At 71.9% G+C, this 18,579-nt stretch carries 12 protein-coding genes; 4 read left to right on the forward strand and 8 right to left on the reverse strand.

The genetic code is table 11. From position 1 onward, the window contains the following. Positions 1-473 precede the first annotated feature (473 nt). A complete protein-coding gene (locus VF289_RS06320; protein WP_330882243.1) occupies positions 474-1,247 on the forward strand; it encodes a DinB family protein in 774 nt (257 codons plus the stop codon). A 51-nt stretch (positions 1,248-1,298) separates the two neighbouring features. Here VF289_RS06320 and VF289_RS06325 read toward each other — a convergent pair whose 3' ends face one another. From VF289_RS06325 to VF289_RS06345, 5 genes are all read right to left on the reverse strand, one after another. Continuing rightward, positions 1,299-2,690 (reverse strand): multidrug effflux MFS transporter, encoded by a 1,392-nt coding sequence (locus VF289_RS06325; protein WP_330882245.1) that lies wholly within the window; start codon positions 2,688-2,690, stop codon positions 1,299-1,301. 74 nt (positions 2,691-2,764) lie between these two features. Further along, positions 2,765-3,019, reverse strand: coding sequence for a hypothetical protein (locus VF289_RS06330; RefSeq protein ID WP_330882247.1), 255 nt, complete (start codon positions 3,017-3,019; stop codon positions 2,765-2,767). An 80-nt stretch (positions 3,020-3,099) separates the two neighbouring features. Then, positions 3,100-3,870 (reverse strand): queuosine precursor transporter, encoded by a 771-nt coding sequence (locus VF289_RS06335; protein ID WP_330882249.1) that lies wholly within the window; start codon positions 3,868-3,870, stop codon positions 3,100-3,102. A 69-nt stretch (positions 3,871-3,939) separates the two neighbouring features. Beyond that, complete coding sequence (locus VF289_RS06340) at positions 3,940-4,740, reverse strand: GH25 family lysozyme (RefSeq protein WP_330882250.1); 801 nt, start codon at positions 4,738-4,740, stop codon at positions 3,940-3,942. 175 nt (positions 4,741-4,915) lie between these two features. Next, positions 4,916-5,635: a TetR/AcrR family transcriptional regulator gene (locus tag VF289_RS06345; RefSeq protein ID WP_330882252.1), complete on the reverse strand. Its 720-nt coding sequence runs from the start codon at positions 5,633-5,635 to the stop codon at positions 4,916-4,918. A gap of 211 nt (positions 5,636-5,846) precedes the next feature. Between VF289_RS06345 and VF289_RS06350 the strand changes: the two genes are divergently transcribed. Together VF289_RS06350 and VF289_RS06355 are read left to right on the forward strand one after the other, a co-directional pair. Continuing rightward, complete coding sequence (locus tag VF289_RS06350) at positions 5,847-8,591, forward strand: MMPL family transporter (protein ID WP_330882254.1); 2,745 nt, start codon at positions 5,847-5,849, stop codon at positions 8,589-8,591. Beyond that, entirely contained in the window at positions 8,588-11,323 is a 2,736-nt protein-coding gene (locus tag VF289_RS06355) for a YhgE/Pip domain-containing protein (RefSeq protein WP_330882255.1), read from the forward strand. Before VF289_RS06350 ends, VF289_RS06355 begins: the two co-directional genes overlap by 4 nt. Positions 11,324-11,341: 18 nt before the next feature. On the opposite strand, the gene VF289_RS06360 is transcribed toward VF289_RS06355, so the two are convergent. Genes VF289_RS06360 through VF289_RS06370 form a run of 3 tightly spaced genes read right to left on the reverse strand, consistent with a single transcriptional unit; the run spans position 11,342 to position 17,358 of the window. Continuing rightward, positions 11,342-14,767: an error-prone DNA polymerase gene (locus VF289_RS06360; RefSeq protein WP_330882256.1), complete on the reverse strand. Its 3,426-nt coding sequence runs from the start codon at positions 14,765-14,767 to the stop codon at positions 11,342-11,344. 12 nt (positions 14,768-14,779) lie between these two features. Next, positions 14,780-16,555 (reverse strand): DNA polymerase Y family protein, encoded by a 1,776-nt coding sequence (locus VF289_RS06365; RefSeq protein WP_330882258.1) that lies wholly within the window; start codon positions 16,553-16,555, stop codon positions 14,780-14,782. After that, positions 16,555-17,358 carry a hypothetical protein gene (locus VF289_RS06370; RefSeq protein ID WP_330882260.1) on the reverse strand — a complete coding sequence of 268 codons (804 nt, stop codon included), beginning with the start codon at positions 17,356-17,358 and terminating at the stop codon, positions 16,555-16,557. Before VF289_RS06370 ends, VF289_RS06365 begins: the two co-directional genes overlap by 1 nt. 231 nt (positions 17,359-17,589) lie before the next feature. Here VF289_RS06370 and VF289_RS06375 point away from each other — a divergent pair, with 231 nt between their 5' ends. After that, the gene (locus tag VF289_RS06375) at positions 17,590-18,549 is read left to right on the forward strand and encodes a GNAT family N-acetyltransferase (protein ID WP_330882262.1); all 960 of its coding nucleotides are present in this window, start codon (positions 17,590-17,592) and stop codon (positions 18,547-18,549) included. Positions 18,550-18,579: the final 30 nt, after the last annotated feature.

The following is an 18,579-nucleotide window of genomic DNA, read 5'->3' on the forward strand; positions in this document are numbered from 1 at the left end:
ACTTTACATAACGTACATTATCGGCGTTGCGCCTGGGGGCGACGCCAGGGTGCTGCGGCCCTGCGTCACGCTCGTATGTGCCGCGCGGCGATCCTCATGCTTCGCGTCGAACTGTCGCCGGCGACGCCGTGTGGCGCGCCGAGCATCGCTGTCGGGTCCGTGCTGTGTGCTGCAGCGTTCTTCGTGATGTCCACGTCGACGTCACGTCGGCCGTTCTCCTGCGGCACGGGTCGGACGAGGTCCAGCAGTCGGCATCTCGAGCTGACACCACGTTCTGCCGCTGAGAACGTAAAGACGTCGTTCTGACGCTGTCATGAAGCCAGGAGCGATCTCCAGGGCACGACTCCCCCGCGCCCTGCTCCCCCGTAGATCCCCTGACCTGCATATTCATTGCATCTTCGCAGGTCATATGAGTATGCAGGTGACGGGTCGCCCGCTCGTCGGGCGTCGGCCCCAGGGCGCAGACTGACCCCATGGACAACGGTGATTCCCCCAGCAGGCTCTTCGATGGCGCCGTGCTGCGCGACGCCCGGATCCGTGGCAGCGATCTGCGGGGCCTGGAGATCCGGGACTGCGAGATCGACGGCTTGCGGATCGTGGACAGCCTCGGCGCCACGGTGAGCATCAGCGGCGCGCTGGGAGCGGTGATCGTCGAGGGCGTCGACGTCACCGACCATGTGAGAGCTGTCCTCGATGCACGCCATCCCGGGCGCCGCGAGTCCCGCGACGCCGTCACCGCCGACGACTTCCGGACGGCCTGGCGCCTCGTGCAGGACCGCTGGGAGGCGCTGCTGAAGGATCTGCGGGAGGCTCCGGCGGCCCGGGCGCACGGCTCGGTGGACGGTGAGTGGTCGCTCCTCGAGACGCTCCGGCATCTCCGCTTCGCGGCCGATGCCTGGATCGGGACCGCCATCCTCTCCGAGGCCTCACCGCATCACCCCTGGGGTCTGCCTCCGGGCGGCACCCCGCAGCGGATCATGGACCAGCTGGCCCTGGATCCCGCTGCGCGTCCGGACCTCGCACAGGTCCTCGAGATGCGTGCGGCACGGCATGCTGACGTGGAGCGGGTGCTCGCTGAGCTCACCGAGCAGGAGCTGGATCGGGTGTGCGACCGCTCCCCCGGACCCGGCTATCCCGAGCGCGAGTACCGGGTGCGGCGCTGCCTGCAGGTGGTGGTCACCGAGGAGGTCGAGCACCTGCGCTACGCCCAGCGCGACCTCGCCGTCCTCGCGCAGGCGGGCAGCTGAGCCGGATCGGAGCGAGAGCACTTCCCGGCTGCCGCACCTCCGCCGGCGGGATCAGGCCGCGGCGGTGTGCGGATTCTCCGTGCTGCTCCCCCGGCCGGCCAGCACGAAGAACGTCGCCGAGATCAGGCAGCCGACGACCATCGCGATCGCCATCGGCAGCGAGGAATGAGTGCCGGCGATGCCCACCAGGGGCGCGGCGATCGAGGCCGAGAACGAGAAGCCGAGGCCCAGCATCGCCGAGCCGGTGCCCGCGAACTCCCGCGCCTGGTCCGAGGCGAGCGCTCCACCGTTGCCGAAGATCATGCCCTGCGGCGCGACGGTGAAGAAGAACGCCGGCAGCACGATCCACGCCGGGGTGTCCAGGAACAGGCTCCCGATCAGCAGCGCGAAGCTCGCCAGCGACACCACGATCAGCCCCACCCGGATGAGCTTGCGCGGATGGATGCTGCGGGTCAGCCGTGCCGAGAGCAGGGACATCGCCATCATGCCCATCGAGTTGATCGCGAAGCTCACCGAGTACTCGGTGGAGGTGAAGCCGAGCATCTCCTGGACCACGAAGGATGACGCGGAGACGTAGGCCATGAGGGCGAACGCGGAGAAGGCGTTGACCAGCATGTAGGCGACGAAGATGCGTCGGCGCAGCAGGGTGCGCACATTGCGCAGGAAGGTGCGGAAGCCGCCCGAGTGCCGCCTGGAGACGGGCAGCGATTCGGGGATCAGGAACAGCACTCCCAGCAGCGAGATCAGCGACATCGCGGCGATGACGAAGAAGATCTCGCGCCACTGGCCGAACACCAGGATGATGCCGCCCAGCAGCGGCGCGACGATCGGGGCGACGCCGCCGACGCCCTGCATGATGTTCATGATCCGGAACAGCTCGGGGCCGTCGGTCATGTCGATCAGCACCGCCCTGCCCAGCACCATGCCGAAGCCGCCGCCGATCCCCTGCAGCACGCGCAGCACCAGCAGCAGCTCGACGTTCGGCGCGAGAGCGCAGCCGATCGAGGCCAGCAGACACAGGATGATGCCGATCAGCAGAGGGCCACGGCGCCCCATCCGGTCCGAGAGCGGTCCGGCGACGACCTGTCCGCTCGCGGTGCCGAGGAAGAACGCGGTGATCGTCAGCTGCATCCGCGAGGCGGTGGTCGAGAGCTCGGAGGCGACCTCGGGGAACGCCGGGATGTACATGTCGGTGGCGAGCGGGCCGATCGCGCTGAGAGTGGTCAGCACGACGATCACCATCGCGGTCACCTTGCCGCGGGTGCGGCGCAGCTCGTCCTCGCTGGGCAGGTGGGCGGAGTCGTGATCGGCCGGATCCTCGAGCACGGGGATCGCGCCGGTGATGGTGGGGATGGCACCGGTGATGGTGGGGACGGAGCCGGTGGAGGTGGGCGGCTCCTCGCGAGGATCCTCGCAGGGGATGTCGTCGGCGGCGGAAGCCACAGGGGTCCTTTCAGGGCGGGCAGACGTCGAGCCAGGAGGATCACAGGGATCCCGCCCAGCTCGATCCGTACATCCTAGGGACGGCGGCGCCGCCCGTACACCCGCACCAGGCAGGCCGCCGCCAGGTCCACGGCGATGAACACCGGCATGAACAGGCCGCCTGTCCCCACAGAGCGGGCGATCACCATCCCCTCGCCGCCGGCGAGGAGCGCACCGGCCGCCAGGGAGAGGTTCATCGCCAGCATCAGCACGACGAGCGTCGGAACGATCAGCAGCGGCGTCCGCCAGCGCACCCGCAGATGAGCTCCGACAGGACGGGAGCCGGCCACCGCCAGACCGACCTTGGTCGGACGGGAGATGGCCGACTCCCGGTGGGTCGATGTCGGGACTCGGTCGGAAGGACCCTCCGTCAGTCCCTGCCCTGCTGCGCGGCGGCCAGCCCCGCCTGGTAGCTGGGGTCGGTGCGCTTCATCCAGCGGATCACGGCCGAGGTCACCGGGATCATCGCGTACTGGACGGCGACCTTGTACACGACTCCGAGGATCGTGTACTCGGCCCACTGCTCGATGCTGGTGATGCCGATCGCGACCGAGGCGATCGAGCAGAAGATGATCGTGTCCACCAGCTCTCCGAGGCCGCTGGAGGTGAACAGGCGGGCGATCAGGCCCCGCTCCCCCATCCGCCGCTTCATGCGGGTGACGACGAAGGAGTTCAGGCTCTGACCTGCCAGGAAGCCCGCGAGGCCGGCGAGCACCACGATCCAGACCGGCCCGAGCGCGAGCTCGAGGGCCTCCTGCTTGGCCAGGCCGTAGTCGTCCGGGAACGGAGGCAGGGCGATGATCACCTGGTAGCTGATCGAGGCGAGGATGCTCACGGCGAAGGAGGTGATGATCGCGCGGCGGGCGCTGCGGGCGCCGTAGATCTCGGTGATGATGTCGCCCAGCACGTAGGCGAGCGGGAACAGGAAGAAGCCGCCGTCGGTGATGATCTCGAAGCCGATGCCGGGGATCGTGCCGAAGCTGACGCCCTTGGCGGCGCCGATCCCCGACAGCACGACCACGGTGACCATGGCGGCGAGGAGGATGTCGAAGTGGGAGCTTCCCCGGTCGGCGTAGACGGCGCCGGCCGGGCGTCCAGACGTCGGAGGAGCGGAGGAGGACAGGGGCTGCTGTGTAGTCACCGGGGAAGGGTACACAGCGGGCCGGGCCGCGACCTCATGGTCGCGACCCGGCCCACGTGCTGCGGGGGCTCAGATGCCGTCGGCGCCGTAGTCGTATTCGCCGACGAAGCGCTGGAACTGCTCCTCGCTGCCGTGCCAGAGGTTGGAGTCGCCGGCGAAGGGGCCGGAGTCCGAGTACTGCCAGAGCTCCCAGCCCCACCAGCGTCCCGGCAGGGTGGTGGGGCGGCTGTCGCGGTAGGCGGCCAGGAACAGCGGCGAGTTGTGCGGGGTCCAGTCCCCCACCACGTCGTTCCACCAGTGCAGATTCGTGTAGAGCACCGGTCGCCGACCGGTCTGCTCGCGGTACCGGTTCGAGAAGCCGACGATCCACTCCCGCATCTCCTGACGGGAGAGCCCGTAGTCGCGCGGGAGGCCGCTGTACGCCTCGAAGTCGACCATGCCGGGCAGCGTGATGCCGTCCTCGCTCCAGCCGCCGCCGTTGTCCAGGAAGAAATCGGCCTGCTCCTCGGGACCGCCGGAGTCGGGACGGGCGAAGTGGTAGCCGCCGCGGACCATCCCGACGTTCCCGGCACCGGAGTACTGATGAGAGAAGGCGGGGCTGCGGTAGGTGCGCCCCTCGGTGGCCTTGACGTAGACGAAGCGGGAGCCGAGCTCGACCTGGGCGGCCCAGTCGACCTCGCCCTGCCAGCCGGAGACGTCCTGTCCGTAGATGCCGGCGGCCTGCGCGGCGGGGGCCCCGAGGGCGGCGGTGCCGACGCCGAGGGCGGTCGCGCCGAGCACACCGCCTCGCAGCAGGGAGCGGCGGGACGTGCCGACGGGTGCAGGGCTCGTAGGAGGAGGGGTCAGGTGGCGTGGGCGGTATGACGACATGTCGTCTCCTGGGGGAAGCAGGGAACGGAAGGTGACCCGGGATCGAGGAGAGCCGGGCCGGGATCTGGAGGCGGTACGGTGCGACGGGCGTCACACCGCGGTCACCGTACGTCCTCCGGCCGCCCCGCGAGGAAGGCACCGCCGTAACTCGGCGTGTCGCGACGAAACGGGCAGATCAGCGGGAAGTGGGCGCTGTGTCCGCTCGAGGACCTGTGTCCGCTCGAGGAGCTGTGTCCGCTCGAGGAGCTATGAAGGCCCGCAACGTGCCCAGGATCGTCGTCGCCGCCAGCTCGGTGACATCCCGCTGATCCATCTGCTCGCGCAGCATGAGGTCGATGAAGATGCCCATCAGCAGCTGAGCAAGATCCTCCGGAGGCAGCAGCGCGCGGTCCCCCGAGGCCTCGAGCCGGGCCGCGAGCAGCTCCCCGATCCCGTCGCGCAGGCGAGCGCGCTGGACCGCGAGCTCGGCCCGCATCGTCTCGTCCCGCAGGGAGCGGGCGATCGCGTCGGAGTACAGCAGGTACCACTGTCGACCGAAGGGCCGGATGGCCTCGAAGACGGTGAGCATCACCCCGGCATCGTCGATCTCCGCGATCCGGGCGCGGTGCCCCGCCGGCACCTGCTCGATCGCCTCCTGCACGGAGCTGTTGGCGAGCGAGATCAGCTCGGCGGTCACCTCGTCGAACAGCTCGGTGAAGACCTCCTCCTTGAGGGAGAAGTTCGAGTAGAAGGCCCCGCGGGTGAAGCCCGCGGCCTTGACCAGGTCATCGACCGTGGCGCCGTCGATGCCCTTCTCCACGAAGACGTCGAGCGAGGCCCGCACCAGCTTGGTGCGGGTGTTCTCCTTGCGCCGGGTGCCTGCGGACTCGGGCAGCGGCTCGAACAGTTCGGTCATGGCTCCTCGTGGGGACGACGGGGTGGGACGCGTCTCACGGCGAGACCGTCCGGCCGACGTTGAGGTTCCCACGCATGAGCCGATAGTATCGCACCGATACATTCGTGTATCGAATGCGTGGGCGTCTCGAGTCGGGGGGTCCGTCGTCCGTCCCGCTCGCACCCGTCCTGGAGGTCCTGTGTCCTCGTCCCTGTACCGCCTCGGTCGACTGATGGCTTCGCTGCGATGGAAGGTGGTCGGCGCCTGGATCGTGCTGCTGGTGATCCTCGGCGGCCTCGCCGTCGGCCTCGGCGGCACCTTCACCTCCGATATCGAGATCCCTGGGACCGAGGGGCAGCGCGGCATCGACGCCCTCGCCAACCGGTTCCCCGAGATGGCCGGCACCGCCGGTCAGATCGTCTTCGTCGCCGAGGACGGCTCGACGGTCGATGACCATCAGGGGGAGATCGATGAGCTGATGGCGGAGATCTCCGAGGTCGAGGGGGTCTCCGTGTCCCCCTCCCCCTTCGATGACCTCTCCCCCGGCACCCGCTCCGAGGACGACACGGCGATCATCGGCCAGTTCCAGATGGAGGGCCAGACGGGTGAGTTCCCGATGGAGTCCGTCGAGGAGATCACTCGCCTCGCTGAGGAGTCGAGCACGTCGCAGCTCGAAGCCAGCATCGGCGGGCAGGTGCTCCAGAGCTCCGAGGTGCCCTTCGGCGCGGGCGAGATCGTCGGCATCGTCATCGCCCTGATCATCCTCGCGATCGTGTTCCGCTCGCTGCTCCCCGCCGTCATCCCCATCATCACCGCGGTCGTCGGCGTCGGCGTCTCGATGACCGCCCTGATGGCCCTCTCGGCCGGGGTCGACGTCCCCTCCGTGACGACGGCGCTCGGCGCCATGCTGGGGCTCGCCGTCGGCATCGACTATGCGCTGTTCATCCTGTCCCGGCACCGCGACCAGCTCTCCGAGGGCGATGACGTCCAGGAATCGATCGGCACGTCGCTCGCCACCTCCGGCAGCGCTGTCATCTTCGCAGGGTTGACCGTGGTGATCGCCCTGGTGGGCCTGTTCGTCACCGGCATCCCCTTCCTCACCCTCATGGGTGTCGCGGCGGCGGCCACGGTGGCGCTGTCCGTGGTGGTGGCCCTCACCATGCTCCCCGCGATCATGGGGATCCTGGGCGAGCGTCTGCGTCCGCGGAGGATCCGCCGTCTGATGGCCGAGCACGACGGCCGGCTCCCGGAACCGGAGCCGGAGCCGGAGCGCACCGCGCAGCCCCGCCGTGGGCTCGGACTGGCCTGGGTGCGGCTGGTGACCAAGGTGCCGGCCCTGACGATCCTCGTAGTCGTCGTCGGCGTGGGCGCTCTCGCGATCCCGCTCAAGGACCTCGAGCTCGCCCTTCCGGACCTCGGCACGGAGGCCGAGGGCAGCCCGGCCCGTGACACCTACGACCTGGTCGCCGAGGAGTTCGGGCCCGGCTTCAACGGCCCCCTCCTGGTCACCGCCGACATCATCAACACCACCGATCCGCTCGGCGTGGTCGACGAGCTGGAGAGCGACATCGCCTCCCTCGACCACGTCCGGCAGATCCAGCTGGCGACCCCGAACCGTGGCGCCGACATGGCGGTGGTCGTCGTCATCCCGGAGGGCGGGCCCACCGATCAGACCACGAAGGATCTCGTCGCGGAGCTCCGCGGCAGCGCCGCCGGGTGGGAGGACGAGCTCGCGATCTCGGACATCACCGTCACCGGAGCGACCGCGGTGGGCATCGACGTCACCGACAAGCTCGCCGATGCGCTGCTGCCCTTCGCGCTCTTCGTCGTCGGCCTCTCCCTGATCCTGCTCACCATGGTGTTCCGCTCGATCTGGGTGCCGCTGAAAGCCTCCGTGGGCTATCTGTTCTCGGTGCTCGCCGCCTTCGGCGTGACCGCCATGGTGTTCGAGTACGGCTGGTTCAACGAGGCCCTGTTCGTCTCGGTGAACGGGCCGGTCGTCTCCTTCATGCCGATCCTGGTGATGGGTGTGCTGTTCGGGCTCGCCATGGACTACGAGGTCTTCCTCGTCTCCCGCATGCGCGAGGAGTTCGTGCACACCGGGGACGCCCGTCGGTCGATCGAGCGCGGCTTCACGGCCAACGCCCCGGTGGTCACCGCCGCCGCCCTGATCATGGTCGCGGTCTTCGCCGGCTTCGTCAGCGCCGGCTGGTTCATGATGCAGCCGATCGCCGTGGCCCTGGCGGTCGGCGTGCTGGTGGACGCCTTCGTGGTGCGGATGACCTTCGTGCCCGCTGTCCTCGCCCTGCTGGGACGCCATGCCTGGTGGCTGCCCGGGTGGCTCGACCGACTGCTGCCCACGGTCGACGTCGAGGGTGAGGGACTGGTCGCCGTGCTCGAGCACCGCCGCTGGACCGAGGAGCACGGTCCTCACGCTCTCCGGCTCGAGGACGCCGTCGCCCCTCTGCTGGGAGCGTCCGGCACCCTCGGCCCGCTCACCGGCGCGATCACCCCCGGCACACTGCTGGTGGTGCGCGCCCCGGATGACGCCGCCCGCGACACCTTCCTGGCTCTGGCCGCCGGCCGGCATGCTCCGGAGACCGGAGTGCTCGCCGTCCACGACCGTCTGGTGCCCGGCGACCTCGGGACCATCCAGGGTCGTGCGCACTGGATCGGCGCCGGGGAGCCCGTCGGCCGTCGACTGGCCGACATCGGCGGTCACGGACTGCAGCGGGCGGTGATCCTCATCGAGCAGATCGAGGACCTCGCCCACGCCGCCGCCGTCAGCGACGACCTGCTCGTCGAGCGCCTCGATGCACTGCTCGCGGCGGGGGCGACGGTCATCGTCGGCTCCCGATCCGCCTCCCCGCTCGACGCCGAACGCCACCTGCAGCGCAGCTTGCGCGACCCCCGCCGCCTGCAGGGGCTCTCCGTCCAGCGCTCCACCGCCCCGATCCTCGAAGGAGCCTCCGCATGAAGCGCCTCACGCACCCCCGCACCCTGATCGTCGTCCTGGTGCTGCCGCTGCTGGTGGTGGGCCTGGGCATGTGGGCGCTCAGCGGCCGTGTGGACCGCCTGGAGACCGTGCCCGCCGCCGTCGTCAACCTCGACCAGGGTGCCGAGATCGAGGACGAGAACGGCGAGGTGCAGACCGTGCCCTTCGGCCGTCTGCTCGCCGGCTCCCTCACCCAGCCCGGCACCGTCGACGGTCAGGAGACGCCGGGGACCACCGGCTTCGACTGGCAGCTGACCAGCCAGGACGACGCCCAAGCAGGCCTCGAGGACGGCACCTACTCCGCGGTCGTCGTGATCCCCGAGGACTTCTCCCACGACCTGGCCAGCATCGGCAGCCCGGAGGCGACGCAGGCGATCCTCGAGGTCACCACCAACGACGCCAGCGGACAGATCAACGCCCTGGTGGGCACGGCGGTCGCAGAGGCCTCGGCGAGCACCATGGGCGGGCAGATGGCCGAGCAGTACCTCGACGGCCTCTACCTCGGCTTCAACGAGCTCGGGGAGGGCTTCGACGACGCCGCCGAGGGCGCACGCGAGCTCGCCGAGGGCACCTCGGAGCTCGACGAGGGCACCTCGGACCTCGCCGAGGGCACCCGCGAGCTCGCGGACGGCTCCGACGAGGCGGCCGAGGGCGCGAGCCGGTTCTCCGGCGGCGTGTGGACCTTCGCCGACGGCACCTGGCAGTCCGCCGACGGCACCCGCACCCTCGCCGACGGGCTCGATGATCTCGCCACCGGCAGCGAGGAGCTCGCCACGGGCATCGGGGGCCTCCAGCAGGGCATGCACGGGGCCGACGGACAGCCCGGCCTGCTGGACGGCGCCGAGCAGCTCGCGGCGGGCGTCGAGGGGGACGGCACCGCCGAGAACCCGGGCCTGGAGGCGGGCGCGGAGCAGCTCGCGACCGGTCTCGAGCAGTTCTCCGACGGCGTCTCCCAGGCCGGCACCGCGGTGACCGGGGACGGCACTGCCGAGAACCCGGGCCTGGCCCCCACCGCGCAGCAGGTCGCCGAGGGCACCGAGGAGATCGGGCAGGGCGCCCAGGCCGCGGCCGACGGGCTGGCCGGCACGCAGGAGCAGCCGGGCCTCGTCCAGGGCGCGGAGGGCGTGGCCGAGTACTCCCAGGGGATCTCCACGGTCCTTCAGGGGGACGGCACCGCCGACAACCCCGGGATGACCGCCCTGGTCGAAGGTGACGGGACCGCCGAGAATCCGGGCATGCCCGCACTGTCGGAGTCGATGGAGCAGTCCGCCTGCGCGCTCGCCGAGCGGTACCCCGATGATCTTCAGGCACAGGGCCTGTGCCAGCAGGCTCAGGGGATGTCCGGGTACGTCGACGGCGTGGCCGGGTACACGGGTGGTCTGGACACCATCGTCCACGGCGACGGCACCGCCCAGAACCCGGGCCTCACCGCCACCGCACAGGGCGTGGGCGAGGGCGCGACCACCGCCGCCGACGGCGTCCAGCAGCTCGCCGACGGGATCAACGGCACCCAGGAGCAGCCGGGACTCGTCCAGGGAGCTCAGGGCATGGTCACCTATGCCGAAGGCATCGAGATCGCCTTCACCGGTGACGGGACCGCCGAGAACCCGGGCCTGACCGCCTCCGCGGAGCAGCTCGCCACGGGCGCCCGCACCAGCGCCGACGGCGCAGGCGAGCTCGTGACCGGGGTGAGCGGGTTGCGCGACGGCCTGGTGGAGTACGCGGCCGGCGTCGATCAGCTCGGCGAGGGAGCCGGTCTGCTGGCCGAGGGCACCCGCTCGAGCGCCGACGGCGCGGATCTGCTGGCCGACGGCACCGGGGAGCTGGCCCAGGGCGCCGACGAGCTCGGCACCGGCGCGGAGCAGCTGGCCGAGGGCAACCGCCAGCTGGCCGACGGCACCGGAGAGCTGGCCGACGGCGCCGAGGAGCTGTCCGAGGGCACCGGGCAGCTCGCCGAGGGCAGTGACGAGCTCGCCACCGGCCTGCGCGAGGGAGCGGACGGTGTCCCCTCCTATGACGCGGCGGAGCGTGCCCGGATGGGCGAGATGGCGGCCGCGCCCGTCGGCACCGACGTGGAGCGCGAGAACGAGGCGAACGGGGCGGACACCGCCACCTTCCCCTTCGTCACGGCGCTCGCGCTGTGGCTGGGCGCCTTCGCCACCTTCCTGCTGCTGCCGGCGCTCTCGCGCCGTCTGCTGGACCGGGCGCTGCCGATGTGGCAGGTGGTGCTGCGCTCGCTGGCGCCGGCGCTGCTGATCGCGGTGGTGCAGACGGTGGCGGCGCTCGCCGTGCTCACCGGCATCGGCATCTCCCCGGTCTCCCCGCTGGCAGTCGGTCTGGTGGCCTTCGTCGGGGCGGTGATGTTCGCGGCCCTGCACCAGGCGCTGCTGACGGTGCTCGGGGCCAGGATCGGGCGTCTCGCCTCGATCGTGCTGATGGTGCTGCAGGTGGTGACGCTGGTGGGCATCCTTCCGGTGCAGACCGCTCCCGAGCTGCTGCAGTCGGTCAGCTCCCTGATGCCGCTGTCGATCGTCACCCAGGGGCTGGTGCATGCCGCGCTCGGCGGCACCCTGGTGAGCACGTCCAGCACGCTGCTGGCGATCCTCGCCTGGGCCGCGGTCTCGCTGGTGGCGACCCTGGCGGCCTCGCGCCGCGCACGGTTGGCGGGACGCTCCGAGCACGTGGGCGCCCGGCCGGTCCCCGCGATGGCCTGAGTCGCTGGAGGTCCCTGGTCACTGGAAGTCCCTGGACCGGCCGGCGGCGGCCAGGTCCAGGGGCTCCACGCCGTCGGCGACCAGGTTCACCGCTCCGGTGCGGTTCTCCACGATGCCGCGCAGCGTGATCGCCCGGGCTGTGCGCAGCAGAGCCCGGTGCCGTACCCAGAACCCCTGGGAGCAGACCACGTTGAGGATCCCGGTCTCGTCCTCGAGGCTGAGGAAGGTGACGTTCCCGGCGGTCGCGGGGCGCTGGCGGTGGGTGATCACCCCGGCGACCCGGATCCGGGAGGAGTCCTCCGCCTCCCGGGTGCCGGCGATCGAGAGCACCCCCTCGGCGGTGAGCTCCTCGCGCACGAGTGCCATCGGGTGGTCGTCCAGGGTGATGCCGGTGGCCCAGGCATCGGCGGTGGCGAGCTCCGCCTCGCTCATCCCCGGCAGCATCGGCGCCTGCGCACCGATCGCGAGATGCGGCAGGGTGCCCGGGGACTCCTGGGCGGCGGCGCCCGCGGCCCACAGCGCCTGCCGACGGGAGGACGCGAGCGCATCCAGCGCCCCGGCCGTCGCCAGCGCCTCCAGCTGTCGGGCGCTCAGCCGCACCCGCCTCGCGAGATCCGGGACCGAGACGAACGCCCCGCCCCGTTCCCGCTCCTCGGTGATCGCCTCTGCGGTCCCGGTGCTGATCCCCCGCACCTGATCCAGCCCCAGTCGGATCGCCGGCCCCTGCGCCGCGGCCTTCCCCTGGACCTGCGCGCGCGGCGGATCCACCCGGTAGCCGCGGTGCTCCTCGTCGGTCTCCAGATCCGTGCGGGCCCGGGAGCGCAGCACGTCCGGGCCGCGGGTGAGCACGCCGTGCCGGCGGGCATCCGCCACCAGCGACTGCGGGGAGTAGAAGCCCATCGGCTGGGAGCGCAGCAGCGCCGCGGTGAACGCCGCCGGGTAATGGCACTTCAGGTACGAGCTCGCGTAGACGAGATAGGCGAAGGAATAGGCGTGGGACTCGGGGAAGCCGTAGTTCGCGAAGGCGAGCAGCTTGCGGTGGACCGCGTCGGCATCGTCCCCCACGATCCCGTGGTGCGCCATCCCTTCGAACAGCGCGTCGGAGAGCTCGAGCATCTTCTGGGTGGAGCGCTTGGAGCCCATCGCCCGGCGCAGCTGATCGGCCTGGGCGGGGGTGAAGTCGGCGATGTCGACCACCATCTGCATCAGCTGCTCCTGGAACAGCGGGATCCCGAGCGTGCGGTCGAGGGACTTCTCCAGCCGCGGGTGCAGGAAGGTGACCTCCTCCTCGCCGGCGCGGCGCCGGATGTAGGGGTGCACGGAGCCGCCCTGGATGGGGCCGGGCCGGATCAGCGCCACCTCCACCACCAGGTCGTAGAACACGCGGGGCCGCAGGCGCGGCAGGGTGGAGATCTGGGCACGGGACTCCACCTGGAACACGCCCACGCTGTCCCCCTCGCACAGCATGTCGTAGACCGCCGGATCCTCCTGCGGCAGAGTGCGCAGCTCGAAGTGCTGGCCGTGATGCTCGGCGACGATCCGCAGCGCGTGGTCGAGCGCCGTGAGCATCCCCAGTCCCAGCAGATCGAACTTCACCAGGCCCGCATCGGCGCAGTCCTCCTTGTCCCATTGCAGCACGGAGCGGTCCGCCATCGCGGCCCACTGCACCGGGCACACCTCGATCACCGGCCGGTCCGCGAGCACCATCCCGCCGGAGTGGATGCCCAGGTGCCGGGGCGCGTCGCGCAGCTGCTGGGCGAGCTCGATCACGTCACCGGGGATGTCGGCGTCGGCGAGCGAGGAGAAGGAGCGCTCGATCCGCTTGGCGAAGGCGTCCTGCGCGCCGGGGTCGTAGCCGAGCGCCCTCGCGGCGTCGCGCACGGCGAGCTTCGCCCGGTAGGTGATGACGTTGGCGACCTGGGCGGCGTTCTCCCGGCCGTAGCGGTCGTAGACGTGCTGGATCACCTCCTCGCGTCGGTCGGAGGCGATGTCGATGTCGATGTCCGGCGGGCCGTCCCGCTCCGGGGCGAGGAAGCGCTCGAACAGCAGGTGGTGGCCGACGGGTTCGACCGCGGTGATGCCCAGCGCGTAGCAGACGGCGCTGTTCGCGGCCGAGCCCCGGCCCTGGGCGAGGATCCCCTCCCTGGCGCAGAAGTCGACGATCTCGTGGACGATGAGGAAGTAGCCGGGGAAGTGCAGGTCGATGATGACCTTCAGCTCGTGGTCGATCTGCGCCCACGCCCCGGGGATCCGCTCGGGACTCTCCGCCGTCGGCCGCGGTCCGTAGCGCTCCCGGCCCTCGATCTCCACCAGCTCGCGCAGCCAGCTCGCCTCGTCGTGCCCGGACGGCACCGGGAAGGGCGGCAGGTCCGGGGCCAGCAGGCGCAGGTCCAGGGCGCAGTCCCGGCCCAGCCGTGCCGACTGCGCGATCGCGCCGGGATAGCGGGGCAGCAGCTGCGCCATCTCCTCGCCGCTGCGCAGGTGCGCGGGGCGGGAGGAGAGGTACGGGTCGGCCTGGGCCAGCGGCACCCCGGCGCGCAGGGCGGCGTGGGTGTCCGCGAGGCGCTTGTCCGAGGGGCGGGCGTAGTGGGCGTTGGTGCTCGCCACCAGCGGCAGGGAGATCGCATCCAGGCCGTGGCTCTCCCGCACCAGGCGGGCGCCCTGGGCGAGCGCGTCGTGCAGCTCATCCGCCTCTCCCCCGCCGCCGGCGATCAGCTCGACGGTCACGTTGCCGGGGCCGAACAGCTCCACCAGTCGCGCGATGGCCTCCGCGGCGGCGTGCGCGGCCGCCTCGAGATCCCCGGCCTCCAGATGCGGGGTCGCGGCGCGGGTCACCGAACCCTTGCGGCAGCCGGTGAGGATCAGCCAGTGCCCCTCGCGGGCCAGGCGCGAGAGCTCCGCGAGCCGGTAGCGAGGGACGGCCTTCTCGCCGCTGTCGAGGTGGGCGCGGGCGATCGCGGAGGAGAGCTGCCGGTACCCGGTCTCATCCCGCACCAGCACCAGCAGATGCTCTCCGGCCGGGTCGGGCACGCCGGTGCGGGGCGCGGAGATGATCGGGGTGGTGCTCGCCGCCCCGGCCCCGGGCTCGAGGCCCAGGGTGAGCTCGGCCCCGAACACGGTGGCGACACCCGCCTCCGCCGCAGCCTTCGCGAAGCGCACCGCCCCGGGCAGGCCGTCGTGGTCGACCAGGGTGATCGCCCCCAGCCCGAGCCGGGCCGCCTGCTCCACCATGTCCTCGGGGCTCGAGGCGCCGTCGAGGAAGCTGAAGTGGGAGTGGGCGTGCAGCTCCGCATAGTCGACGGTGCGCGCGGGGCGGTAGGCATCGTCGGTGACCTGCCCGGTGTGCTCGATGACGACCGGCGGGGAGACCACCTCGGCGGGACGGTCCGAGAGGATCGCCTCGAGGTCCTTCCACGCGGGCGGGCCCAGGAACCAGCGGGCCATCAGCGTCTCTTCCTAGTCATAGATCCCCTCCAGCGTCCACTCCCCCGTCCGCGACAGCGCCAGCACCGCGGTCTCCTCCTCGCTCGCGCCGCGCACCACCAGCTGCAGGCGGGCGGCGCGGTGGCCGCCGGGCGCCCACCAGCGCTCGTCGATCACGACGGGGGCGCCGTGGCCGAGCACCGGATAGGCGGAGCCGGCACGAAGTCCCGCCCGCTGCAGGGCGGGCAGGCCCGGTGCCGCGATGAGCAGCCGGGAGGGCGGGGCGCTCAGCAGCCCGCGGGCGGTGACCACGACGGGCCGGCCTGCGGCATCCTCGAGCCGCACCGACGGTGGCTCGCGGAACACGGTGGCGGGCACCGGGCGCGGCAGGGACCCCGGCCAGGGCCCCTCGCGGCGGGCGGGCTTCTCGCTGCGCCAGGGCACGAGCGTCACCTCCTCGGTGAGCAGCCGCCCGCCGACGAGGGCCGGCACCTGCACCGCCTCCTCCCCCGCGAGCCCCTGCGCGCGGGCGAGGGCTCGGGAGGCGCGCTGGGCCGCTTCCCCGGCACTGCCCCACAGGGCGGGGGCGTTCTCCCCCGCCGGGGCCAGCTGCAGCGGATGCAGGCCGATCCGGGTGATCGCGCCGGTCGCGGGGCCGCCCAGGCGGGCACGGGTGATCCAGCCGTCGCACTGCCAGCGGATGCGGTCCACGACGTCGGCGACGGTGAGGGCGCCGTCGTGCCGCCAGGTGCGCTCCATCTCCTCGCCGCCCTCGGTGCGGGCCACGATCCGCAGCCTCGTGCAGACCAGACCGTTCGCGACCAGCATCGTGTGCAGCTGCTCGGCCAGTGGGCGAGCGATGAAGGCCGCCTGATCGGTGCGCACCAGCGGGGTCTCCAGCGTGGTCTCGGCGAGGATCGGCTGGGTGGGATGATGCGCCGCGGGCGGGGTGGGCTCCCACCCGCGGGCCAGCAGGTGCAGGGTCGCCACGTCCGGCCCGAAGCGGTCGGCGACGGCGGCGGGCGGCAGCGCGGCGAGGTCCCCGAGGGTGGCGATGCCGAGCCGCTGCAGCAGATCGACGGTCTCGGCGAGGCCCAGCCGTCGCTCCGGCCGGGTGGCCGAGGGCTGGCCGCGATGTCCCCAGCCGGGACCGACGGGCGCGCTGCGCAGGGCCTGGATCGGGTGCGGGGCGAGGTACTCGGCGCTCCGCCCCTCGCGCACGATCCGACCCGGCGGTGAGGCGAGCAGTGCCGCGAAGGGACCGTCGGCGATCCCGACCGCACAGTCCCAGCCGGTGAGCTCGGCGACCGCGTCGAGGATCCGCTCCGCCAGTGCCGCCTCGCCGCCCTGGTGGCGGGCAGGGCCGCGGGCGGACATCAGCAGCACGCCGGGGCGCAGCACGTCCACCCCGGCGGCGATCGTGTCCACGGCGGCGGCGACCAGCTCGAACAGCGAGCTCTCCTGCTCCCTGTCGGCCTCCAGCACGAGCGCCTCGGGGCAGGCGGCGCGGGCGGCGCGACGCTTCATCCCCACCAGCACCCCGGCCGCGCGGGCAGCGGCACCGGCATGGGTGACGCGGTGCTGGTCGAGCAGGATCACGGGGTCGGCGGCGAGGTCGAGGGTGGGTGGGGCCTCCCCTGCTGCTGCCTCGTTCTCGCTGCGGCGCTGGTGGCGGTCCAGCGCCGCCACCAGCGGCCAGTCCGGGACGGTGACGGCGACGGTGCGGGTCGCGGTGGGGGCGGCCCCGGGAGTGGCGAGGGCTGTGGGAGTGGGGGTGGCGAGGACGGTGGGGGCTGCGGGGGCGCTCATCAGCTCGCCCTCCGCACCGGCTGCAGCAGGCGCATCGGCTCCCGGGACTCCGCGCGCTGCGACCTGCTCTGCGGCGCGGTCGCGATCATGCCGTCCACCTGCGGCAGCAGCACTTCGGCGGTGCGATGCCCGGCGATCCCTCGCCCCTCGGCGGTGATCTCGAGGCGGCGCCGACGCAGTCGTCCCGAGCCCTGACCGAGGCCGGTCCAGCCCTGGGTGCGGGCGCGCAGCGTGAGGTCGGCGCGCCCGGGCGGGGTCGCGGCGAGGACCAGGGTGTCCGCGGTGCGGGCCCGGCCCAGCAGGCTGCGCCAGAGCGCGGGGGCGAGGTCCAGGTCGGAACCGAGCACGAGCACCCCCACCCCGTCGGCGAGGGCGGAGAGCACCTGGGGGCGCTGGTCGCCGCCCGCCGGGGCGAGGGCGAGGCGGCAGGGGTCCAGGCCGGCGTCGAGGGCGGAGCGCAGGCCCAGGTCGGGCATGCCGGCGATCGCGCACCAGGAGTCCTCCCCCGCTGCGGCGACCGCGAGGGACAGCAGCAGCGAGGTGCTCGCCGCGCCCTCGAGCGCCACGGAGCTGCCCGCGCGCAGGCTGCTGCGGGGGAACAGCGTCGTGAGCGCCCCGGGCACCGGCAGGCGGGTGCCGAGCCCGTCGTCGGCGGCCTCGCTGACGGGCTGCGCCGAGGGCTGCAGGGCGGTGCGATCGATGCGGCCGCCCCAGCGGGCGGCGGAGCGCTCGGCCGCGCCCAGAGCGGCCCGGGCCCGGGACAGGCGCTGCTCGCGATCTTCCATCTGCAGGGCTGTGCCCATCGCGCTTCCTCCTCCCCGGCCCTTGCCGCTCCGCTCGCACACATATTCGAACAGGAGTTCGAACTGTACGCCTCGGAGAGGTGGTGCTCAAGGTGTCCAGGTCGTGACTTCGAACGTACATGCGAAGCCTCGGGGAGGGGTGTGACAGACGGGGTGGGGCGGCTCCGAGCTGCAGGAGGGAGGAGGTGCGGACTGGATCGATCAGTGCGAGGGCTGGTAGACATGCCGTTCATGGGCATCACAATCCGTCGGGCCGTCGCTGAGGATCTCGACGCCGTGCGCTTCATCGGCTTCTCGACGTGGCCTCCCACCTATGGGCCGCTCAAGGGTGCCCACTATGTCCTTGATGCGCTGGATACCTACTGGAGCGCCGATGCCCTCCGTGCCGCCATCGAGGCCGGCGGGATCGACGTCGCCGAGACCGCGCAGGGGATCGTGGGCATGGCTGAGATCGCGGAGCTCGGGGATGATCTGGTCCTGTGGAAGCTCTACGTCCTGCCCTCGCAGCAGCGCTCAGGAATCGGTCACGAGCTGATCGCCGCTGCGAAGGATCGGGCGCGGGCGCAGGGCCGCGCTCTGCTCACCGAGTACGTCTCGGAGAACGCGAATGCCGGCAGGTTCTACGAACGGGAAGGGTTCGTGCCGACCGCAGCGCCGTGGCCCGGAACAGTGGCAGCGTGGGTTCGTTGGCAGGCCGATCCGGGCCGGACCTTCACCCTCCGCTCCGCCACGGCGGACGACGCCCATGGTTGCGCGACGGTGCATCACACGTCATGGGTCGAGACCTACTCCGCGCTGCTTCCGGCGTCGCACTGGGAGACCGACACGCTCGAGCAGCGTGCTGCGACCTGGCAGCGATGGCTCGACGGCGGGGTTGCCGTGACCGTCGCGGAATCCGCTGGGCAGATCATCGGCCTCGCCATCGCGCATGCGGGGCGGCAGATCGGTCCTCATGCGCCGGTGCGCGATCATGAGCTGTACTCGCTCTATGTGCTCTCCGCGCATCACGGCAGCGGGGTCGGCCAGGCTCTGCTCGATGCGGTGCTGCCTGCCGACGTCCCCGCCCAGCTGTGGGTCGCCGCGGAGAACCCCCGCGCGCGCCGATTCTACGAGCGCAACGGCTTTACTCCTGATGGTGCCCGTCATGTCGAGGAGACGCTGGACCTCGCCGAGGTCCGGCTCGTTCGCTGACCACCTTCTGCCAGCAAGCCGGACGGGCTT

The sequence above is a fragment of the Brachybacterium sp. genome (genome assembly GCF_036379615.1).
Lineage (GTDB): Bacteria > Actinomycetota > Actinomycetes > Actinomycetales > Dermabacteraceae > Brachybacterium.